Origin of the sequence: Clostridium sp. (assembly GCF_029258205.1) — a bacterium.
Classification (GTDB): Bacteria; Bacillota; Clostridia; order Clostridiales; family Clostridiaceae; genus Sarcina.
In genome coordinates this window covers 1-14,366 of sequence record NZ_JARHZJ010000082.1, presented here as the reverse complement: position 1 = coordinate 14,366, position 14,366 = coordinate 1, and the positions used below count along the sequence as shown (strand labels likewise).

Genomic DNA, 14,366 nt, shown 5'->3' with positions numbered 1-14,366 from the left:
ATGGAAGGAATTATAATAAAAGGTATAGGTGGATTCTATTATATAAAAACAGATGAAGGAATTATTGAGTGTAAAGCTAGAGGTAAATTTAGATATAATTCATTAAAGCCTATGGTAGGAGATAGAGTTACCATAAAAGTAGAGAATGGAAAAGGTGTAATAGAGAATATACATGAGAGAAGCTCAGAGCTTATAAGACCAACTGTTGCAAACGTAACACAAGCTTTTGTTGTATTTGCAATAAAAAATCCTGACATAAATTTAGATTTATTAAATAGATTTTTAACTCTTTGTGAGTATAATGATATACATGCAGTTGTATGTTTAAATAAAGAAGATTTGTGTACAGAGGAAGAAAAAGAAACTTTAAAGGAATTAATAAATGATATAGGTTATGAGGTTCTCTTCATAAATGCTAAAGAAGGAAAAGGTTTTGATGCTTTAAAAGAAAGACTAGAAGATAATATAACAGTACTTTGTGGACCTTCTGGAGCAGGGAAATCTACACTTTTAAATTCTTTTATAGATAGAGAGCATATGCAAACGGGAAGTGTAAGTGAAAAAATAGGAAGAGGTAAGCATACTACTAGACATAGTGAACTTATAGAAGTAGACAATGGATATTTAGTTGATACTCCAGGTTTTACAACTTTAGATGTTACTTTTATAGATAGAGAGAGTTTAAAATATTGTTTCCCAGAATTTAATGATTATAATAATCTTTGCAAATTTAATGGATGTAATCATTATAAAGAACCTAAGTGTGCTGTTAAAGAAGCAGTTGAAGAGGGTAAAATAAACAAGCTAAGATATGAATTTTATATAAAAACTTTAGAAGATATAATAAATAGGAGGGATAATTAATGGTTAAAATAGCACCATCAATATTATCAGCAGATTTTAGTATTTTAGGAGAACAAGTTAAGAGAGTAGAAAATGGTGGGGCAGAGTTCTTACATATAGATGTAATGGACGGTCATTTTGTTCCAAATATAAGCTTTGGATTTCCAATAATTAAAGCTATAAGAGGATTAAGTAATCTTGTTTTTGATGTTCACTTAATGATAGAGGAACCAGGAAGATATATAGATGAATTTATAAGTGTAGGAGCAGATTTAATAACTGTACATTATGAAGCTGATAGACATATTGATAGAACAATAAATTACATAAAAAGTAAAGGTTGTAAGGCTGGAATAGCTTTAAATCCAGGTACACCAGTTTCAATGCTTGAAAATTTAATAGCTTCATTAGACATGGTATTAATAATGTCTGTTAATCCAGGTTTTGGAGGACAAAGCTTTATACCATATAGTTTAGATAAGATAAAAGAAGTAAAAGAAATGGCTAAGGCTTGTGGTAAGGAAGACTTATTAATCCAAGTTGATGGAGGAGTAGGTGCAAATAATATAAAAGAGATAGTAGAAGCTGGAGCTAATGTTTTAGTTGCTGGATCAGCTGTATTTAAAGAAGATAAAATAGAAGAAAATATTAAAGATTTAAGAGAGGCACTATAAAATGAAAGCTCTTATAATAGCTGGAGGAGAAAAACCTAGTAGTGAGTTATTGAAAAGTGAAATTAAAGGGTGTGACTTATTAATAGCTGCTGATAGGGGGGTTGAGTCCTATTTAGAAAATGGATTTACTCCAGACTATGCTTTGGGAGATTTTGATTCTATAGGAGAAGAATTTAAGGATATATTAAATAAAATAAAAGTAGAAAAATTTAATCCTGAGAAAGATAATACTGATACAGACATTGCTTTTTTAAAAGCTGTTGAATTAGGTGCTACAGAAATTACATTCTTAGGGGTTACAGGAACAAGATTAGATCATGTTATGGCTAATTTAGGGCTTTTGAGAAAAGCTTTGGAAAGAAATATTGAGGCATATATTATTGATAATAATAATAAAATTTACCTAAAGAATAAAGGGACAACTCTTGAAAAAGAATTTGGTGATTATATATCATTTCAAGCTTTTGGTTGCCCGGTAAATAATTTTTCTATAAAAGGTTCTAAATATGAACTTTATAATCATAAACTTTTAATAGGAGATTCATTATGTGTGTCTAATGAGTTTATTGATGAATATATTGATATATCTTTTGAGAAAGGTGAAGTTTTAGTTATATATTCAAGAGATTAAACACAATTTGAGTTTCTTCTGCATAAAATAAAATAAGAAATAATTTTAAAGGTAGGAGAGAGTTTATGAGAATAATGACTATTAAATTACCAAAGTTCCTAGCTAAAATAGTTAGAATGTTTAAAGGTAATAAGAAATCTGATACATAAGATGGAAAAAATTTAAGGGATAAGTTTTACTTATCCCTTATTTTTATGCAAAATAAAAATGCAGTTATTAAACTGCATTTTAGCCAAAGATTTCTTATATAGCTCTTTGAACTTTTCCAGATCTTAAGCATCTTGTACAAACGTGAACAGTTTTTGGTGTTCCTTTAACGATTGCTTTAACCTTTTTTATGTTAGGAGCCCAAGTTCTCTTTGATTGTCTGTGAGAGTGACTGTATTGTACTCCAGCTACAACTCCTTTGTTACAAATCTCGCATCTTCTTGCCATTAAAAACACCTCCTTTAAAATGAAGATAAAATCTTCAATAGGACAGATAATATTCTATCATAATATATAGTTGTTATGCAAGTATAATATTAAAATAATTCTTTAAAAATATGTTTCAAAAGGTATATAGTTCTTGAATAATCAAAGTATTTAATATAGAATATAGTATATCTAATAGTTGAGGAGGAATCGCCATGATAGGATATTCAAATGAATATGGAAATGTGTCTTATACTGATGACGTTTTAGCAAAGATTGTTGGATTATCAACAATGGAGTGCTACGGAGTTGTTGGAATGGTTTCTAAGAGTGCTACAGAAGGCCTTTGGGAGTTAATGAGAAAAGAAAATTTAACAAAAGGCGTAAAAATAGATGATAAAAATGACAAGTTAACAATAGAAGTATTTGTTATGGTAGAATATGGTACGAAAATATCTGTAATAGCAAACAATATAATTCAAAAAGTTAAATATAATGTTGAAAATTATACTGGTCTTAAAGTATCTAGCATAACAGTAAATGTTCAAGCAGTTAGAGTCTAGGAGGTAAAATAGAATGAATTTTAATAAAGTAAATGGGGAACACTTGTATTATATGATGAGTAATGCAGCAAATAAGTTAGAGTTACAGAGTGAATATGTAAACTCTCTTAACGTTTTCCCAGTTCCGGATGGAGATACAGGAACAAACATGTCTATGACATTTAAGGCTGCTGTTAAAGAAATAGAGGGAATGGATAACAAAAACATTGGAGAAGTTTCTAAGAAATTAGCTAAAGGAGCTCTTATGGGTGCAAGAGGAAACTCAGGTGTTATTCTTTCACAAATTCTTAGAGGGATATCAAAAGGGCTTGAAGGAAAAGAAGAGGCTGATGCAAGTGAATTTGCTAATGCACTTTTAGAGGGAAGTAAATCAGCGTATAAGGCTGTTATGAGACCAACAGAGGGAACAATACTTACAATTGTTAGAACCGCTGGTGAAGTGGCTGTAGCATTAAAAGAAGATAATATAACTGAACTTATGAGAGAAGTATGCAGAGAAAGTAAAATTATGCTTGATAAAACACCAGAAATGTTACCAGCATTAAAGAAAGCTAAAGTTGTTGATTCAGGCGGAATGGGATTATTAATAATCCTTCAAGGAATGCAAGAAGCTTTAGAAAATGGATTAAAAGTAACTACAGGTACACCACAAGATGTTAAATCTTCAGCAGTTAAATCTCAAAGAAGCGAAACTATGAGTGAAGAAGATATTAAATTTGGATACTGTACTGAGTTTATAATATTAGGAGATTCAAACCATGCAGAAGACTTTAAATCAAAGGTTATAGATAAGGGAGATTCTCTAGTTGTTGTTGGATATGAGGATATAATTAAAGTGCATATTCACACAAATAATCCCGGAAAAGTTCTAGAAGAGGCAGTTAAATTTGGAGAACTTTCAAAAATTAAAATTGATAACATGAGAGAAGAGCATAGAGAGATGCTTGAAGGTATGGATGAAGAGTCAGCTAAAACAGAGGAGAGTATTGCAGCTGGAGAGTTTAAAAAATATGCATTTATATCAGTATCAATGGGTGAAGGTATGAAAAACATATTTAAAGACTTAGGTGTTGACTATGTTATAGAAGGTGGTCAAACTATGAACCCAAGTACTCAAGATATGTTAGAAGCTATTGAAAAGTTAAATGCTGAGCATATATTTATTTTACCTAACAATAAAAATATAATTATGGCAGCTAATCAAGCAGCTGAAATATCAGATAAGGATATAAGGGTTATACCAACAAAGACAATTCCTCAAGGAATAACTTGTATAACTATGTTTAATCCAGAAGCTGACGTTGAAGAAAATACTGAAGAATTAAATGAAGCTATGGAAATGGTAAAAACAACATCTGTAACATATGCTGTTAGAGATACTGAAGTTGATGGAAAAGAAATCAAACAAGGTAATATCTTAGGTTTAGTTGAAGGTAAGATAAAAGAAGTTGGAGAAGATCAATATAAAGTAGCTGAGGATTTAATAGATTCTTTAGTTGATGAAGATTCAGAGTTAATCACTATATTCTATGGTATAGACTGTGAAGAGGAAAAAGTTGATGCCTTGATTGAAAAACTAGAAAGAAAATATGAAGATTTAGATATTCAATGTTATAATGGAGAACAACCATTATATTACTTCATAATGTCAGTAGAGTAATTAAGAGTTAATAATTTTTAGTAGAATATTAGTTTTTTTAAAGCTAATATTGAATAGAAATTTTATTATAGGGTTATAGCTATAAGTTTTATGGTTATAATCCTTTAATTTTGCAATTTTAAGAATATAATTAAGGTATATTAATTTTAATAGATGATTAAATTAGCTTTATTATTTAAGGAGGGGATTAGGATTAACATATATGATGATATAGGATTAGTAAAAGGTGTTGGACCTAAACTTAAAGAAAGACTTAATAAAGTTGGTATATTTACTGTTTTAGATTTACTATTATATTTTCCAAGAGACTATGAATTTTTAAATGATAACATAAGTTTAAATGGATATACAAGTGATGAAAAAGCTATTTTAAAATGTAGAGTTCAAAATTATGGAAGTTCAATAAGAACTAGAAATGGCAAAACTTTAACTACAATTAACTTTATGTATAATAACTTAAAGGTTATAGGAAAATGGTTTAATCAGCCTTACATAAAAAGGAATTTCATTTTAGGTAATGAGTATAATCTGATGGGTAAATTTAAAAAGGTTGGCAATACTCTAGAGGTTATTAATCCATTAATACCTTGTAAGGAAGCTAATAAAAGTGAGATTTTACCTATATATATTTTGAAAAATGGATTAACAAACAAAATTTTAGTTAAGCTTATAAATGAAATACTTAAGAATATGATTATAAAAGAAAATTTACCAGATGAAATAGTAAAGAAGTATAAACTTATTTCCTTAGATAAAGCTATAAGAAGTATACATTTTCCAAATGGAAGAGAAGAATTACAAAGTGCAATAAATAGGCTTAAGTTTCAAGAATTGTTCACTTATTCATTAAAAATAATAATGATGAAGGCCCATATAAAGAAAGAAAATAGTGGAATAAGCTTTAAAATGAGTCCTCTTCTTAAAAATTTAAAAGAGTCGCTTCCATATACTTTAACTAATGCACAATCAAGAACTCTTAGAGAAATACTTATGGATCAAAAGAGAAATATTGCCATGAATAGATTAGTTCAAGGAGATGTTGGATCAGGAAAAACTTTAGTAGCACTTATATCTATGTTTAATGTGTACATGAATGGGTATCAAACCGTTCTTATGGCACCTACAGAGATATTAGCTAATCAACATTATGCCGAAGCGAAAAAATATTTAGATCAATTTGGAGTTGATATAGAGCTTTTAACTGGAAGTACTAGGGAAAAAGAGAAAAAGAGAATAAAAGAGAAAATAGCTTCAGGAAAAGAAATAATGTTAATAGGAACTCATGCTGTAATACAGGATGATGTTGAATTAAATAATTTAGGTCTTGTTGTAACAGATGAGCAACATAGATTTGGGGTAGAACAGAGAAGTAAGCTTATAAATAAAAATAAGAGGGCAGATGTTTTAGTAATGACTGCTACACCTATTCCAAGAACTCTTTCTTTATATTTATATAGTGATTTGGATATTTCTATAATAGATGAGTTGCCTCCTGGAAGAAAGCCAATAGATACTATGTTAGTAGATATTAATCAAAGAATGAATGCTTATAACTTTGCTTTAAAGGAAGTAGAGAAAGGAAGACAATTTTATATAGTATCACCTTTAATAGAGGAAAATGAAAAGTTAAATTTAAACTCTGTTGAAAAAATTTATGAAGAACTTAAAAATGGAATCTTTAAGAATGTAAGAATTGAAATTTTACATGGTAAGATGTCTGGAAAAGATAAGGATAAAATTATAAATACCTTTAAAAATGGGGAAATAAAAGGTATAATATCTACAACGGTTATAGAAGTAGGTGTTAATGTACCAAACTCTACAATGATGATTATAGAAAATGCAGAGAGGTTTGGTTTAGCACAACTTCACCAACTTAGAGGAAGAGTTGGAAGAGGAGAACATAAGTCTTATTGCATTCTTATAGCTAATACTAAAAATGATATTACTAGAAGAAGGATGGAAATAATGACAGAAAGTTCAGATGGTTTTTATATTTCAGAAGAGGATTTAAAACTAAGAGGTGCTGGAGAAGTCTTTGGAATGAAACAGCATGGAGATGAAGGATTTATTTTAGCTAATGTAGTTGATGATATAAATATATTAAAATGTGCTAATCATGAAGCTAAATTAATAGTAAATAATATAAATGAAGATAATAAAAAACTTTGTACAGAAATAATTAGAGAAATTGAAAGAAATAGTAGATATATTTGTTTTAATTAGTAAATTGTTCAGAAACTAGTAATATGATAAAATAATTAAGGAAAATTAAAGGAGGACATTTTAAATGAGAATAATAGCAGGAAAAGCAAGAGGAAGAAAACTATTATCACCACCAACATATGAAACAAGACCAACACTAGATAGAGTAAAAGAATCAATGTTTAGCATGATTCAATGGGATATACCTGATGCTGTAGTTATAGATGTTTTTGCAGGAACGGGAAGTTTAGGATTAGAAGCAGCAAGTAGAGGAGCTAAAGAGTGTTACTTAGTTGATAAGAGTCCAGTGACATTTCCTGTTTTAAAGGAAAATATAGAAAATTTAGGTTTTGGAGATTTTTGTCATGCTTTAAACACAGATGCTTATTCTGCATTAAGAAGCTTAGCTTCAAGAGGTAAAGTATTTGATTTAATTTTTATAGATCCTCCATATATGAAAAATCTTATTCCAGAAGCTATAGAAATAATTGAGGAAAAAAACTTGCTTCAAGAAGATGGGTTAATAGTTACTAAAATAGATTCAAGTGAAGAAATTTTTGAGGGAACTGAAAAGATAAAGCTTACAAAAGTTAAGAAGTATGGAAATACAACAGTTTGCTTTTATAAAATAGAGGAGGTCTAAAATGAGAGTAGGGGTTTATCCAGGTAGTTTTGACCCTATTACTAAAGGCCATCTAGACCTTATTGAAAGAGCTTCAAGTAAATTTGATAAGGTCATAGTTGCTGTGCTTATAAACATAAATAAAAAAGGTATGTTTTCTATAGAAGAAAGGGTTAATCTTATAGAGAAGTGCGTTGCAAAATACAATAATGTTGAGGTTAAAAGTTTTAATGGGCTTTTGATTGATTTTGTGAGAAAAGAAAAAGCAGATGTAATAATAAAAGGTTTAAGATCAGTTACTGATTTTGAATATGAATTCCAAATGGCACTTATGAACAGGGAATTAGCAAATGAGGTTGAAACTGTATTTATGGTTACAAGCCCTAATTACTCTTATATAAGCTCGTCTGCAATAAAGCAGGTTGCAAGTTTTAATGGAGAAATAAAAAATTTTGTTCCAAAAGAAATAGTAGAGGATTTAGAGGAAAGGATTATTAGTTTAAGAGGGAAGGGATAATTATTAACATGGAGTCACAAGTTATTGAAATTTTAGATTACTTAAGAGATATTGTTGAGGGAGCTTCTAAGGTTCCTATAACAGGTAAAGTTATTGTTGATAAAAAAGAAGTTATGGAACTTATAGACCAAGTGATTAATTGTCTTCCAGATGAGATTAAAAAAGCACAGTGGGTTTTAGGTGAGAAAGAAAGAATCTTAGCTGAAGCTAGAAAAGAAAATGAGAGTGTTAAGCAAGAAACTTATGAAATGATGAAAAAAAGAATTGAGAATCATAATATAGTAAAAGAAGCAGAATTAAGAGCCCAGGAGATAATAGCTAATGCTCAAAGACAAGCAAAAACTATTAGACTAGGCTCAAGAGAATATGCTGATGAAATATTATCTCAATTAGAAAGTGAAATAACTAATAAGAGAGAAGAGTTTCTTAATCATATGAAAAATAATATGGAGAAGTTTGCTATTGATTTCACCGAAGACTTAGATAAAGCAACTGGTGAAATAAGAAGCAATATTAAGGAATTAAGAGGCGATAATTAATTTATATAAAATCGCTAAGCCAAGTGTTATTCCTATAATTAATATTAGCGGAGAAAGTGTAATTAAAAATGAACTTTCTATAAGAAAAACTGCAATATTATTTTTAAATATCATATAAACGAAGAACATAAGTACAAAAGCAATTATTCCTTGTAAAACTTTAAGTAAAAAGTATTTTATTATAGATACATTTTCTTTATAAAAGAAAGATGAAGTTTGCGTTATTATTGAAAGTCCACCAAAGGAGCTTAAAAATGATATTAAGAGTAATTTGCTAAAAAGCGATAAATTACTAGAAGCTATTATGTTACATCCATTTGTAACTTCTATGCTTCCTAAAAGTAAACCATTAAATATATCCTCTGGTATATTTAAAATGGAACTTAAGTTTTTTAAAGTTCCGGTTGAAATAAATAGGGTTTTTATCATACTTATTATTACTGAAAACATAATTATATATCCGCATAGGACAAGTATATTTAAGGAAGCATCTTCAATAGATTTTTTAATTACTTCTCCTATGTTATAAGTAGATTTGTTTTCAGTAATGACTTTGTTAGAAAGAGGGAGTTTGTTCTCTCTTTTTTTATTTTTAGTTATTATACCCATAATAATAACGGAAAGATAACTTGGGATTAATAATAAATATCCAAGAGTTGAATTTTCTAACATTGATGTTCCAACAGCACCTAATAAAAATAAAGGTCCTATATTAGAAGCTATATTTAAAAGTCTTAAAAATTCATTATGGGGTATAAGGCCTTTCTTATATAAGTCAGTAGAATATTTTGCACCTAGTGGATATCCACAAAGAAAACTTGCAACTAAAGCAAAGCTACAAGGATAGCTTAAACCTAAGGGTTTACATAGAATAGGTCCTAAAATATTTGAGTATAGTTTTATTCCATCCAAATTAATTATCATGTTACATATAACCATAAATGGAAACATGGTTGGAAGCACAGAATTAAAAAATAACTTTGCACCAGCTAATGATGCTTCCATAGAAAGTTTAGGGTTGATTATAAAGTAAATTATCGTTAAGGTTAAAAATAAAGAAAAAATAACATTACCTTTTAATTTTAATAATTTTATTAAAATAATAATAATTATTATTATAAGTAAAAATAAAATACTATACATGGTTTCCTCCTTTTACGAAATCATATATAGTATTTATATTTAATTATATATAATATTATTATTGTTATCTAAAAATAATAGGACTAATTAAATAATCACTATTAATTTCAACTGATGGATTTAAAAAGCTATAAATATTGGTAGCTTTTATGTCAAATTCTAACAATGGATTTGATTTAGCTTTTGATAATTTATTAACGATATTTATTTCAGAACTTTTCTTAATCTCTTTTAAAATTTCTCTTCCTTTATTATTAAATCCTAAGATTCTTACATAGTTAGGAGAAGATTTTCTAAGTGAAAGAAGATCTTTATTTACACATAATAGTACATGACATAAAATTCTATTTAATCTAGTATATGAATAACGCTTACTTTTACATAGGTTTATTAATTCATCTAAGGAAGTAGCTTTTCCTATGTTTTTAATTATTTTGTTATCTATCCCTTCAGAAACTTCAGGTATTTCTTTTAATATATTAGGATTGCTTACTATAGCGTATTTTACTAAGTTAAACATTTTATCTAAATCGCTAAAAGAAGTATTTTTTAATAAGTTGTAGCTATATTCAGGCATAAAATCAAGGCTTTCTTCAATTCTTGAAGTGTAAATACTTTTTCTTATGGCAGAAGCTGAGGCTATTTGATTTTTTGAAAGTTCTTCATCATTGTAATCTGCTCCTAATCTTTGTATAGTAATAGGTTTTATAGAGCTTTGAAGCTTATAAAGGCTTTTACAATATTCAATTGCTAATATATTATTAGAAGAGTTGAGAACTTTTTCTAAGTAGGAAAAATCAATTTTATAATTATTATTATCTAAGTATTTCATTAAAGCTTGACTTCTGGCTTTAGGAAAGGGAAGACCTTCCTTTAAATAATTCTTTAAATATTTTTTAAATATAAGAGGTTCATTGACAATAATTTCACTAAGTTTTTTTATTAAATTTATATCTCCACATTCTGATCCGAAGCAAAGATTATTAACTACATTTAAGGAATTAAGTAAAGATACTGCACCAAAGGCAAAAAATTCTGCTGAAGAAGTTGCGAAAAGAGTTGGAAGCTCTACTACTAAATCAACTCCAGCTTCTAAGGCCATTTTTGTTCTAGTCCATTTGTCTGTTAAAGCAGGTAAACCTCTTTGTACAAAGTTTCCACTCATAACACAAATAATTCCATCGCAATTTGTAAGCTCTTTTGAACTTTTTAAGTGAAGTTCATGGCCTAGATGAAAAGGGTTATATTCAGTTATTATGCCAGTTATATTCATTTAAATCACCACTTTTTCTTATTTTAATAAAAATATAATAACCTAATATATAAAAATAATAAAGTATATATATTTATTAGAAAATTCAGATAATTTTAAATATAAAAACAATATTATTATACCGTTTTTTTGTTTGTTATCTGTTGAAAAATATATTAGTATAGGAGTATAGTATTAATTAGTATTGTGTGTGTAACACATAACATCTGCTTTGACTTGAAAGGAGAAATGAACATGGAACTTATGAAACAAATATGGGAAAGTGCTAAAAATAATAGAAAAAAAATAGTACTTCCAGAAGGTGATGAAGAGAGAACTCTTGTAGCTTCACAAAGAATAAAAGAAGAAGGGCTTGCTGACATTTATTTAGTAGGTTCAGAACAAGTAATCAGAGAAAAAGCTGAAGCTTTGGGAGTGAATTTAGAAGGGGTAAACATAGTTGATCCTGAAACTTCAGATAAATTAGATACTTATATAAATGAATTTTATGAATTAAGAAAATCTAAAGGAATGACAGTTGAAAAGGCTGGAAAAATCGTAAGAGATCCTCTATACTTTGGAACAATGATGGTTAAAATGGGTGATGCAGACGGGATGGTATCAGGTGCTGTACACACAACTGGTGACCTTTTAAGACCTGGTCTTCAAATAATAAAAACTGCTCCAGGAGTATCTGTAGTATCAAGTTTCTTTATAATGATGGTACCAGGTTCACAATATGGTGAAAATGGAATGTTATTATTCTCAGACTGTGCAGTTAATCCAAATCCAAATGCTGATCAATTAGCTGCTATAGCTATAGCTACTGCTGATACTGCTAAAAATCTTTGTAAAGTGGATCCGAAAGTTGCAATGCTTTCATTCTCAACAATGGGAAGTGCTGACCATGATTTAGTAACAAAGGTAAGAGTAGCAACAGAAAAAGCTAAAGAATTAAGACCAGATTTAGATATAGATGGAGAATTACAATTAGATGCTGCTATAGTTGGAAAAGTTGCATCTCAAAAAGCTCCAAATAGTAAAGTAGCAGGAAATGCTAATGTTTTAGTATTCCCAGATTTACAAGCTGGAAATATAGGATACAAACTAGTTCAAAGATTTGCTAATGCAGAGGCTATTGGACCGGTTTGTCAAGGTTTTGCTAAACCAATAAACGATCTTTCAAGAGGCTGTAGTTCAGAGGATATAGTTAACGTTGTTGCAATAACTGCTGTTCAAGCACAAGCAACTAAATAGTAATTGATTAAAATTGTATATATATGGATAAACTTAAAATTAATTAAGTTTAATAAATTAAGGGTATAAGTTTAACAGGAGGATTTTATAATGAACATATTAGTGATAAATTGCGGAAGCTCATCATTAAAATATCAATTAATAGATATGGATACTGAAAAGGCTTTATCAACTGGATTAGTAGAAAGAATAGGATTAGAAGGATCAAACTTAACTCAAAAGAGCGAAGGTAAAGATAAATTTGAAATTATAAAACCAATGAAAGACCATCAAGATGCCATTAGATTAGTGTTAGAAGCTTTAATAGATGAAAATCATGGCGTTATAAAATCTTTAGATGAAATAAAGGCTATAGGACATAGAGTTGTTCATGGTGGAGAAAAATATGCTGAATCTGCATTAGTTACAGATGAAGTTATGAAAGATTTAGAAGAGTTTGCTAAATTAGCTCCACTTCATAACCCAGCAAATATAATAGGAATAAATGCTTGCAAAGAATTAATGCCAAATGTTCCCATGGTTGTTGTATTTGATACAGCATTCCATCAAACAATGCCAGAAAAATCATTTGTATATGCATTACCATATGAATTATATGAAAAAGAACATATAAGAAAATATGGTTTTCATGGAACTTCTCACAAATATGTTTCAGCTAAAATAGCAGAAGTTATGGGAAAAAATATAGAAGATTTAAAAATAATAACTTGTCACTTAGGAAATGGTGCAAGTATTGCAGCTATAAAAAATGGAAAATGTGTAGACACTACTATGGGATTTACACCTCTTGAAGGTTTAGTAATGGGAACTAGATGTGGAGATATAGATCCAGCTGTAGTTACATATTTAATAGATGAATTAGGATATACTTCAAAAGAAGTAAATACTTTAATGAATAAAAAATCAGGAATATTTGGAGTTTCAGGAGTAAGTAGTGACTTTAGAGATGTTGAGGCAGCTGCTGATAAAGGAAGTAAAGAAGCTCAAATAGCTTTAGATTTATTTAGAAACTCAGTTAAGAAATACATAGGAGCATACATTGCAGAGATGAATGGATGTGACGTAATAGTATTTACTGCTGGTGTTGGAGAGAACTCAATCAAAGAAAGAGGAGCTATCTGTAGAGATTTAGAGTTCTTAGGAATTGAGTTAGATGAAGAAAGAAATAACGTAAGAGCTAAGGTTGCTGAGATAAGCAAAGATGGTTCAAAAATCAAACTTTTCGTAGTTCCAACTAACGAAGAATTAATGATAGCGAAAGATACAGTAAGTATTGTAAGTAAATAATATAAAATACTTGACTTTTAAATAGCTAGTTAATATAATAAGATATGTGTTGTTTAGGAGTAAACAATGCATATCTTATGTTAAGGAGCGTGAAAGTAGTTATTTAACTACGGTGATTATGAAATTAATTTTTTCAGAAATATGCTCAAAAAGAGAAAGAAGAAAATCTTTGGATTTTGTTCTGGATTTAAAAAGCTTCGAATTTGAAGGCGAAAATATGAAGGTTATAAAGCCTCTACATTTTACTGGTGAAGTTATATCTAATGAGTCTTTTATAGAGTTAGTAGGTAACATTACTGGAGAACTTCAGATGAAGTGTTCAAGATGCTTAACTAATTTCTCTTATGAAGTATCAATAGATATGGATGAGAAATTCACAAATAATTCAAATCAAGAAGATGATTCTATTGCTTATGTAGAAGGTGACGAATTAGATGTTGCTGAAGCGGTAGTAGAAAACGTAATTTCAACCTTACCTATAAAAAGACTTTGCAGCATAGACTGTAAGGGGCTTTGTCAAAAGTGTGGTATTGATTTAAATAAAGAAACATGCCAATGTGACAATGAAGAAATTGACTTAAGAATGGCAAAGTTAATGGACTTGTTTAAGTAATAAGGAGGTGTAACAATGGGAAATCCAGCTAGAAAAACGTTCAGAGCAAAAAGAGATTCAAGAAGAGCTCAAACTTTCAAGGCAAGCTTACCAGGTATCGTAGAATGCCCACAATGTCATGAAATGAAAATGGCTCATAGAGTATG

17 protein-coding genes are annotated in these 14,366 nt (G+C 29.1%); 14 read left to right on the top strand and 3 right to left on the bottom strand.

Annotated features, from left to right (window positions below):
• The 4 genes from rsgA (at nucleotide 1) to spoVM (ending at nucleotide 2,297) form a co-directional block, all read left to right on the top strand.
• Complete coding sequence (gene rsgA / locus Q1J60_RS09990) at nucleotides 1-864, top strand: ribosome small subunit-dependent GTPase A (RefSeq protein ID WP_300261549.1); 864 nt, start codon at nucleotides 1-3, stop codon at nucleotides 862-864.
• Entirely contained in the window at nucleotides 864-1,517 is a 654-nt protein-coding gene (gene rpe / locus Q1J60_RS09985) for a ribulose-phosphate 3-epimerase (protein ID WP_300261546.1), read from the top strand. The genes rsgA and rpe overlap by 1 nt, the downstream gene beginning before the upstream one ends.
• A gap of 1 nt (nucleotide 1,518) precedes the next feature.
• On the top strand, nucleotides 1,519-2,148 hold the full coding sequence (locus Q1J60_RS09980; protein WP_300261543.1) for a thiamine diphosphokinase: 630 nt from the start codon (nucleotides 1,519-1,521) through the stop codon (nucleotides 2,146-2,148).
• 65 nt (nucleotides 2,149-2,213) lie between these two features.
• Entirely contained in the window at nucleotides 2,214-2,297 is an 84-nt protein-coding gene (spoVM, locus tag Q1J60_RS13050) for a stage V sporulation protein SpoVM (RefSeq protein ID WP_100066303.1), read from the top strand.
• A 94-nt stretch (nucleotides 2,298-2,391) separates the two neighbouring features.
• Here the strand turns inward: spoVM and rpmB are convergent, their stop codons facing one another.
• Nucleotides 2,392-2,583: a 50S ribosomal protein L28 gene (gene rpmB / locus Q1J60_RS09975; RefSeq protein ID WP_003458496.1), complete on the bottom strand. Its 192-nt coding sequence runs from the start codon at nucleotides 2,581-2,583 to the stop codon at nucleotides 2,392-2,394.
• Nucleotides 2,584-2,777: 194 nt separating this feature from the next.
• Between rpmB and Q1J60_RS09970 the strand changes: the two genes are divergently transcribed.
• The 6 genes from Q1J60_RS09970 to Q1J60_RS09945 all read left to right on the top strand — a co-directional run bounded on the left by Q1J60_RS09970 (nucleotide 2,778) and on the right by Q1J60_RS09945 (nucleotide 8,668).
• Nucleotides 2,778-3,125: an Asp23/Gls24 family envelope stress response protein gene (locus Q1J60_RS09970; protein ID WP_300261540.1), complete on the top strand. Its 348-nt coding sequence runs from the start codon at nucleotides 2,778-2,780 to the stop codon at nucleotides 3,123-3,125.
• A gap of 13 nt (nucleotides 3,126-3,138) precedes the next feature.
• A complete protein-coding gene (locus tag Q1J60_RS09965; protein ID WP_300261537.1) occupies nucleotides 3,139-4,785 on the top strand; it encodes a DAK2 domain-containing protein in 1,647 nt (548 codons plus the stop codon).
• 153 nt (nucleotides 4,786-4,938) lie between these two features.
• On the top strand, nucleotides 4,939-7,011 hold the full coding sequence (gene recG, locus Q1J60_RS09960) for an ATP-dependent DNA helicase RecG (RefSeq protein WP_300261535.1): 2,073 nt from the start codon (nucleotides 4,939-4,941) through the stop codon (nucleotides 7,009-7,011).
• A 64-nt stretch (nucleotides 7,012-7,075) separates the two neighbouring features.
• Nucleotides 7,076-7,633 carry a 16S rRNA (guanine(966)-N(2))-methyltransferase RsmD gene (gene rsmD / locus Q1J60_RS09955; protein ID WP_300261533.1) on the top strand — a complete coding sequence of 186 codons (558 nt, stop codon included), beginning with the start codon at nucleotides 7,076-7,078 and terminating at the stop codon, nucleotides 7,631-7,633.
• Nucleotide 7,634: 1 nt separating this feature from the next.
• On the top strand, nucleotides 7,635-8,129 hold the full coding sequence (gene coaD / locus Q1J60_RS09950; protein WP_300261530.1) for a pantetheine-phosphate adenylyltransferase: 495 nt from the start codon (nucleotides 7,635-7,637) through the stop codon (nucleotides 8,127-8,129).
• Nucleotides 8,130-8,137: 8 nt separating this feature from the next.
• Nucleotides 8,138-8,668, top strand: a complete 531-nt coding sequence (locus Q1J60_RS09945; RefSeq protein ID WP_300261527.1) for an ATPase — start codon at nucleotides 8,138-8,140, stop codon at nucleotides 8,666-8,668.
• On the opposite strand, the gene spoVV is transcribed toward Q1J60_RS09945, so the two are convergent.
• Both spoVV and Q1J60_RS09935 read right to left on the bottom strand, forming a co-directional pair.
• Nucleotides 8,651-9,811: a dipicolinic acid transporter SpoVV gene (gene spoVV / locus Q1J60_RS09940; protein WP_300261524.1), complete on the bottom strand. Its 1,161-nt coding sequence runs from the start codon at nucleotides 9,809-9,811 to the stop codon at nucleotides 8,651-8,653. The genes Q1J60_RS09945 and spoVV overlap by 18 nt on opposite strands.
• Before the next feature lie 64 nt (nucleotides 9,812-9,875).
• A complete protein-coding gene (locus Q1J60_RS09935; protein WP_300261521.1) occupies nucleotides 9,876-11,084 on the bottom strand; it encodes a nucleotidyltransferase in 1,209 nt (402 codons plus the stop codon).
• 234 nt (nucleotides 11,085-11,318) lie between these two features.
• Here Q1J60_RS09935 and pta point away from each other — a divergent pair, with 234 nt between their 5' ends.
• From pta to rpmF, 4 genes are all read left to right on the top strand, one after another.
• Nucleotides 11,319-12,320, top strand: a complete 1,002-nt coding sequence (gene pta, locus Q1J60_RS09930; protein ID WP_300261519.1) for a phosphate acetyltransferase — start codon at nucleotides 11,319-11,321, stop codon at nucleotides 12,318-12,320.
• A gap of 90 nt (nucleotides 12,321-12,410) precedes the next feature.
• Nucleotides 12,411-13,607: an acetate/propionate family kinase gene (locus tag Q1J60_RS09925; RefSeq protein ID WP_300261516.1), complete on the top strand. Its 1,197-nt coding sequence runs from the start codon at nucleotides 12,411-12,413 to the stop codon at nucleotides 13,605-13,607.
• Nucleotides 13,608-13,725: 118 nt separating this feature from the next.
• A complete protein-coding gene (locus tag Q1J60_RS09920) occupies nucleotides 13,726-14,220 on the top strand; it encodes a YceD family protein (RefSeq protein ID WP_003449453.1) in 495 nt (164 codons plus the stop codon).
• A gap of 15 nt (nucleotides 14,221-14,235) precedes the next feature.
• A partial coding sequence (gene rpmF, locus Q1J60_RS09915) for a 50S ribosomal protein L32 (RefSeq protein ID WP_300261552.1) occupies nucleotides 14,236-14,366 on the top strand: 131 nt, incomplete at its 3' end.